The 2,783-nt window shown below is 60.0% G+C and carries 2 protein-coding genes; one reads left to right on the top strand and one right to left on the bottom strand.

All coding sequences use genetic code 11. The annotated features are described in order from the left end of the window. Nucleotides 1-232: 232 nt before the first annotated feature. The gene (gene tesB / locus AB5Y92_RS15985; RefSeq protein WP_368227128.1) at nt 233-1,099 is read left to right on the top strand and encodes an acyl-CoA thioesterase II; all 867 of its coding nucleotides are present in this window, start codon (nt 233-235) and stop codon (nt 1,097-1,099) included. Nucleotides 1,100-1,177: 78 nt separating this feature from the next. On the opposite strand, the gene aceK is transcribed toward tesB, so the two are convergent. Then, on the bottom strand, nt 1,178-2,783 hold a 1,606-nt coding region (aceK, locus tag AB5Y92_RS15980), incomplete at its 5' end, for a bifunctional isocitrate dehydrogenase kinase/phosphatase (protein ID WP_368227127.1).

Raw genomic sequence — 2,783 nt, 5'->3', positions numbered from 1 at the left:
CGTTGAAATACAGAACCCCCGATGCGGTACATAGGGGGTTCTGAGTAGAGAAATGCTAGTTGAAAATGTGTAAACCTATTTCAGGACTAGACAAACCCCCCCTGGCTGGTAAAAGGGGGGGGTGAGAAATTGAGGGGAATTTCTGTTGTCTGTTTGCCCGCAGACTCGCCGCTGCGGTTGCTCTGCTCCGGTGAGCTTGTTAGCCTGTGCGGCTCTGACAGAGGAGTGAACAATGAGCAAGGTACTTGATGGGCTGCTGGCGTTGCTGGCGCTGGAAAAAATCGAGGAGGGCCTGTTTCGGGGCCAGAGCCAGGATCTCGGTCTGCGGGCCGTGTTTGGCGGACAGGTAATGGGGCAGGCCTTGTCAGCCGCCAAGCAGACGGTCGAGACCGGCCGTCAGGTTCACAGTTTTCACTCCTACTTCCTGCGTCCGGGGGATGTGACCCGTCCCATCGTCTATGATGTTGAGAATATCCGTGACGGCCAGACCGTCTCCACCCGCCGGGTCAAGGCGATTCAGGGCGGCAAGCCCATCTTCTATCTCAACGCCTCGTTTCAGGTGCCGGCCGATGGCTTCGAGCATCAGGCTCAGATGCCCACCGGCATCACCCCGCCGGAGGAGCTCAAGAGCGAGCTGGAGCTGGTGCGCCCCTACGAGAACCTGATCCCGACCTCCCTGCGGGACAAGATCCTCTGCGAACAGCCCATCGAGATGCGTCCGGTGACCCTGGTCGACCCTATTCGGCCGACGGTGCAGGATCCGGTGCGCCACGTCTGGTTCAAGGCCAACGGCCAGATGCCGGACGATCTGCGGGTGCACAAATACCTGCTGGCCTACGCCTCCGACTTTAACTTCCTGCTCACCTCGCTGCAGCCGCACGGGGTGTCCTACTGGGAGCCGGATATGCAGGTGGCCACCATCGATCACTCCATGTGGTTCCACCGGGATTTCCGCTTCGACGACTGGCTGCTCTACGTGGTAGACAGCCCGAGCGCCAGCAGCGGCCGCGGTCTGGTGCGCGGTCAGTTCTTCACCCGCGACGGGGTGCTGGTGGCGAGCACCATGCAGGAGGGGGTGATCCGCCGTCGCGGCAGTTAAGGCGCCAAGCGGATAGCAAAACGGGGTGGCACTGGCCACCCCGTTTTCGTTGCTGTGATGTGCGCGGACTCTGCGCGATCAGCCGCCGCGCTGGTACTTGAAGCGTTTCTTGCGACGGTAGGGATAGACATCGTCAAACAGCCCCACCTTGATGTTGCTCTGCAGCATCTTCCAGTAGTTGGCGTCGAACATCTCCTTGTGCAGTTGCAGCATGATCTCCCGCACCTGCGGCTTTTGCAGCAGGAAGGTGGCGAACTCCTCGGGGAAGATATCGTTGGGGGCCACCGAATACCAGGGCTCGGCGCTCCACTCATCCTCGGGGTAGCGCGGCGGCGGGATCTGGCGGAAGTTGCACTCCGTCATGTAACAGATCTCGTCGTAGTCGTAGAAGACCACCCGGCCGTGGCGGGTGACGCCGAAGTTCTTGAACAGCATGTCCCCCGGGAAGATGTTGGCCGCCGCCAGCTGCTTGATGGCGTTGCCGTACTCCTCCAGCGCGAGGCGGGTCTGCTGCTCGTCCGCCTTGTCCAGATAGAGGTTGAGCGGGATCATCTTGCGCTCGGTATAGAGGTGCTTGATCACCAGCTTGTCGTCGCTGATGGTGAGCGCAGAAGGTGCCACCGTCTTGAGCTCGGCAAGGAGCTCCGGCGAGATGCGATCCAGCGGAAACTCGAAGTTGGTGAACTCCTGGGTATCGGCCATGCGGCCCACCCGATCGTGCTGTTTAACCAGCCGGTATTTCGCCTTCACCTGCTCGTGGCTCACATCCTTCGGGGGAGTGAACTCGTCTTTTATCACCTTGAACACCACATCGTAGGAGGGGAGGGTAAACACGCTCATCACCATCCCCTTGATGCCCGGCGCGATGATGAACTGATCCCGACTCTGGGCCAGATGGTGGCGGTAGTGGCGATAGAGCTCGGTCTTGCCATGCTTCTGGCAACCGATGGCGTTGTAGATCTCGTAATCGGGCTTGTGGGGCATGATCTGGCGCAGGAAGGCGACAAACAGTGCTGGTTCGCGGGCATAAACCATAAAGTAGGCACGGGCGAAGCCAAAGACGATAGAGGCGAGATCCGGCTCGAAGATGACGGTATCCACATAGATGCTGTGGCCGGTGCTGAGCAGGGGCAGGATAAAGGGGAAGACCTGATCCCGGGCCCGGATCAGTCCCACCAGATAGGCCCCCTTGTTGCGGTAGAACACTTCTTTCAACAGCTCGATGGCAAAGGGCTCATCATGGATGATTTGCGGGCCGTTCTCGGCAAGATGGCGGTGGATGTCGACAATATCCCGCTGCTTGTCCTCGTAGGGGAGGGTGAAGCTGTAATCCCCCAAAAGCTGGCTCAACGTCTGCGGCAAGTGGGCCAGATCGGTGCGATAGACCCGCAGCAGGGAGCTTAAATCCGGTTTTTCGCCACGGCTGACAAAGGGGTGGATATAGAGGTTCTCGTCGCGGATATTGCGATGGCGAAAGATCCGCCGATAGACGGAGTTGAAGAAGGACTCCGCCACCTCGAAGTTGTCACAACGGGGCAGCAGATCGCTGAAGGCGCTCTTGACCCGCTTGAGCAGCTCCTGGGTGGCATGGTGCTCCCCCATCATCTGGCGGATGGAGCTGGCGGTGGCCCCCACATGGTGGTCATAGAGGCGAATTCGCTCGCGCCCGGCGAGCTGCACCCCC

This window comes from Aeromonas sp. R1-1 (assembly GCF_040908495.1).
Classification (GTDB): Bacteria; Pseudomonadota; Gammaproteobacteria; order Enterobacterales; family Aeromonadaceae; genus Aeromonas; species Aeromonas veronii.
This window is presented reverse-complemented; position numbering and strand designations above follow the sequence as displayed.

Excerpts from the sequence above, each read along its gene's own strand:
- tesB (WP_368227128.1), top strand. The coding sequence starts at position 233 with ATGAGCAAGGTACTTGATGGGCTGCTGGCGTTGCTGGCGCTGGAAAAA.